At 62.2% G+C, this 3455-nt stretch carries 5 protein-coding genes; 1 reads left to right on the top strand and 4 read right to left on the bottom strand.

Going from position 1 to position 3455, the window contains the following annotated elements:
- From EOA38_RS31230 to EOA38_RS31215, 4 genes are all read right to left on the bottom strand, one after another.
- Positions 1-176 (bottom strand): DUF3008 family protein (locus EOA38_RS31230; RefSeq protein WP_127301033.1); only part of this gene is annotated, 176 nt, incomplete at its 3' end.
- Between the two features lie 145 nt (positions 177-321).
- Positions 322-1122, bottom strand: a complete 801-nt coding sequence (murI, locus tag EOA38_RS31225; RefSeq protein ID WP_126093604.1) for a glutamate racemase — start codon at positions 1120-1122, stop codon at positions 322-324.
- Between the two features lie 117 nt (positions 1123-1239).
- Positions 1240-1839, bottom strand: a complete 600-nt coding sequence (locus tag EOA38_RS31220; RefSeq protein ID WP_127301032.1) for a hypothetical protein — start codon at positions 1837-1839, stop codon at positions 1240-1242.
- An 80-nt stretch (positions 1840-1919) separates the two neighbouring features.
- Positions 1920-2759 carry an RNA methyltransferase gene (locus EOA38_RS31215; protein WP_127301031.1) on the bottom strand — a complete coding sequence of 280 codons (840 nt, stop codon included), beginning with the start codon at positions 2757-2759 and terminating at the stop codon, positions 1920-1922.
- A gap of 208 nt (positions 2760-2967) precedes the next feature.
- Between EOA38_RS31215 and EOA38_RS31210 the strand changes: the two genes are divergently transcribed.
- Positions 2968-3455, top strand: a 488-nt coding sequence (locus tag EOA38_RS31210) for an isocitrate/isopropylmalate family dehydrogenase (protein ID WP_245480960.1), incomplete at its 3' end; no start/stop codon positions are given.

Genomic DNA, 3455 nt, shown 5'->3' with positions numbered 1-3455 from the left:
TTCTTGCTGGGCAGGCCCTTGCGCTTGGTTTCGGCGAATTCCTCGAGCTGCTTCTCGCTCATCGATTCATACATCTCGCGCGATGCGCCTTTGAGCTCGCTTTTCTTGATCTCGCCGCGTTTGGCCGCGAGTGCCGCGCCGGCCGCCTTTTGCTGAGCTTGTGATGTGGCAGGCATGGTGGATCCTCCTTTGCTGTGAGGAGAACGCTGCGGCACAGGCCGCAGTTCCAGCGCTAACGCGTATCTCCCGAAAGTGGGAACCGGTTCGGGGCAATCAAAAACCTGAAGCGCAAGGAGCGAACCTGAAAGATCGCGATGCGCTTTAGCCTGCGGTCAATCCAAAGCCCTGGATGAGCCGTTTCGTGGCGAAATCCACCTTGCCCGAGGTGAAGACCGCGATGTCGGCCTCGTTCTCCCCCGACGGTTCGCTGACGGGTTCGAGCAGCGACATGGCCCGTCGCGCGATGGCTTCCGCCGGATCGATCCAGTCGACCGGCCAGGGCGCCGTCTTGCGCATGCGGTTGGCGAGGAACGGATAATGCGTGCAGGCGAGCACGACGATGTCGGTGCGCATGCCGTCGCGCTCGATGAAGCAGGGCGCGATCTCGGCGCGCACGGCCTCCTCATCGACAAAGCCCTCGCGCATGTAGATCTCCGCCAAACCCGCCAGCCTGTCGCTGCCGACCAGCCGGACATGGCACTTCTGCGCCCATTTGCTGATCAGGTCGCGCGTGTATTGGCGCTTCACCGTGCCCGGCGTCGCCAGCACCGAGACCAGGCCGGAACGCGTGCGCTCCGCGGCCGGCTTGATCGCCGGCACGGTGCCGACGAAGGGATGGCCGGGGAATTTTTCGCGCAGCGCATCGATCACCAGGGTCGAAGCGGTGTTGCAGGCGATGACCGAAATCGCCGGCTGCAGGCGGTCGAGCAATTTGCCGAACAGCGAAAGGATGTGTTCCTTGAGCGCCGGCTCTTCCCAAGCACCATAAGGAAATGCCGCGTCGTCGGCGACATAGATGAAGCGACGGTCCGGCATCAGGACGCGTGCCTCGCGCAACACCGTCAGCCCGCCGATACCGGAATCGAACATCAGGATCGGGCTGTGGCTTGATCGATCATTCATTGTCATCGGACCAAAAGCAGACCTTGGCCCGTGATTTGGCCAACGGCGCTTCTATCTTGAACTATCATGGTGTTGAAGTGGCAAATGCCAGCAGCTTTTGCGCAGTCTTGAAATTGCTCAGAGCCCGCGCTTGCCGAACCCCGCGGGCTTCGGCCGGCCAAACGGCTGCGGCGCCGGCGCGGAACGCGCGGCAGCGCGCGGCGCAGCGGTAGCGACGCTCGTTGTCGTGCGCTCGGCGCGAGCTGGTGCCGGCAACGAACCTTCGAAGTCGAAAACCTCTGTCAACTCATTGATATTGCTGCCGGCGACAGGCTTCGCCCACAGGATCGTGCACCAGAGGCCGAAAATGGAGAGGCCGAGCAGGTTCAGGCCGCTTGGCGTGCTTTCCGGATTGCCGAAATCGATCACCAGCAGCGTGCCGGCCTGCAGGAAAGCGTAGATGGCGGAAAGGACGATGTAGGCCCAAAGGATCCACTTGGCCCCATTGGCATCGCGGCTGCGGCGCCAGGCGATGTTGCCGCGCAGCGCAACGAAGAGGAGAGACACAATGAGCGCGGCGCCGGCCAACCCTTGCCGCGACGAACCCGGCATCGAATCGATCAATCCCGCAAAGCCGATCGTTACGGCGATGCAGAGCACGATCGCCACCGCCTCCGCTATGAACAGAGCGAACGAATAGAAGAAGAAACGCAGACGGCCGATATTGGACGTGAACATATGCCACCCCACCGTTGCAATAACGATGGACCAAAACCGAATAATATTCGGTTACTTCGAAGGCTCAGGGCTTACAGATTTTAACTTTCTTTGTCCGCCGCTCGTTTCCGTGCGGCCGGCAGCCGCCTGGGATCGTCTCCCGGCGAGCCGTCGCCGCGCGGCATTGCCGGAGAGAACCGGTCGAGCGACGAGATGATGCCGCGCAGCACCTTCAGTTCCGGCTCGGCGAATCCTGCCCGCGTCAGCACGGCGCGCAGATTGTCGACCATCTTCGGCCTCTTCTCCTCCGGCCGGAAATAGCCGCGCGCCTCGAGCGCGCCTTCCAGATAGGTGAATAGGCTGTGCAACTGTTCCTTGGTCGCCGGAACCAGCTCCGGTCCGGAGAAATTGGTCGTGGTCTCGTCGGCAAGACCGGACTTCATCCACTCATAGGACATCAAAAGCACCGCCTGCGCGATGTTGAGCGAGGAAAAGCCTGGATCGACAGGAAAAGTGACGACCTCGTCGGCAAGGCCGACCTCATCATTATAGAGGCCGAAGCGCTCGCGGCCGAACAGGATTCCGGTGCGCAGCCCGGCCTCGACGCGGGCTCTCAGCGCCCTGCCCGCTTCCACGGGACCGCGCACCGGTTTGAAGCCGTCGCGCTCGCGTGCCGTGGTGGCGAAGACGAAGTTGAGATCGGCGACCGCCGAGGCCAGATCGTCGAACACCTTCGTTGCATCGATAACATGGTCGGCGCGGCTGGCGGCGGCCCGCGCCTTCTCGCTCGGCCAGCCGTCGCGCGGATTGACCAGGCGCAGCTCGGAAAGGCCAAAATTCGCCATGGCGCGGGCGACCATGCCTATGTTCTCGCCGAGTTGCGGCTCGACGAGGATGATCGCCGGTCCGGTGGTCTTGGCGGGGTCTTTTGCGGTTGGCATGGCTTTCGGTAACCGGGGTTTGCGGCGTTTCGGCGTCCCCTGCCATATCCGGCCCGGAAAATGAAGCACTCACAAGCGCGGCACTCGTCCATAATGGTAGGGATCGCGGTTTGCGCGCTCAAAAAGGCTTTGATATACGCTCCGCAACCTCGGCCGAAACCATGCGGGCAAGGCCGTTCATATCCTCCAGCAACGAGGCATTCTTTCCATGGCGAAGATCAAGGTGGCGAACCCGGTCGTCGAGCTCGACGGCGACGAGATGACCCGCATCATCTGGCAGTTCATCAAGGACAAGCTGATCCACCCCTATCTCGACATCAAGCTCGACTACTACGACCTCAGCATCCAGCACCGCGACGACACCAACGACCAGGTGACCATCGACTCGGCCAACGCCATCAAGAAATACGGCGTCGGCGTGAAATGCGCGACGATCACGCCCGACGAGGCCCGCGTCGAGGAATTCAAGCTGAAGAAGATGTGGAAGTCGCCCAACGGCACCATCCGCAACATCCTCGGCGGCACCATCTTCCGCGAGCCGATCATCATGAAGAACGTGCCGCGCCTGGTGCCGGGCTGGACCAAGCCGATCGTCGTCGGCCGTCATGCCTTCGGCGACCAGTACCGCGCCACCGATTTCCGCTATCCCGGCAAGGGCAAGCTGACGATCAAATTTGTCGGCGAGGACGGCACAGT

It is taken from the genome of Mesorhizobium sp. M1E.F.Ca.ET.041.01.1.1 (assembly GCF_003997355.1).
GTDB lineage: Bacteria > Pseudomonadota > Alphaproteobacteria > Rhizobiales > Rhizobiaceae > Mesorhizobium.
The sequence above is the reverse complement of the archived record's forward strand: the minus strand, read 5'-3'. Positions and strand labels throughout refer to the sequence as shown.